The organism is Paraburkholderia sp. SIMBA_054, from assembly GCF_046534875.1.
Lineage (GTDB): Bacteria > Pseudomonadota > Gammaproteobacteria > Burkholderiales > Burkholderiaceae > Paraburkholderia > Paraburkholderia hospita.
This window is the reverse complement of the sequence record NZ_JAWRXV010001612.1, coordinates 1-240: the sequence shown is the minus strand read 5'-3', so window position 1 is coordinate 240 and position 240 is coordinate 1. Positions and strand designations below refer to the sequence as shown.

Below are 240 nucleotides of genomic sequence, written 5' to 3'. Positions count from 1 at the left end.
CCAATGTCACGTAAAAACCCGTTCGCAAATCTCGATATCGCGTCGATTACAGGCGAGAATCCGGTTGCAAAACCGGGCTACGGAATGACAGGGGCTGCCAAGACCGTTGTACGTTCAATCGAGGAAATGGCTGAAAACACCAAACGTCTGATGGAAGGGGAAGCAATCATTGAGATTGATCCACAGCACCTCGACGTTTCGTTTGCCGCTGACCGTCTGTCCGAAGACGACGCTGAATAC

The 240-nt window shown here is 51.2% G+C and carries 1 protein-coding gene; it reads left to right on the top strand.

Going from position 1 to position 240, the window contains the following annotated elements; all coding sequences use genetic code 11:
- Nucleotides 1-240: hypothetical protein (locus SB822_RS60525; RefSeq protein WP_410859577.1), on the top strand; the 240-nt coding region annotated here is incomplete at both ends.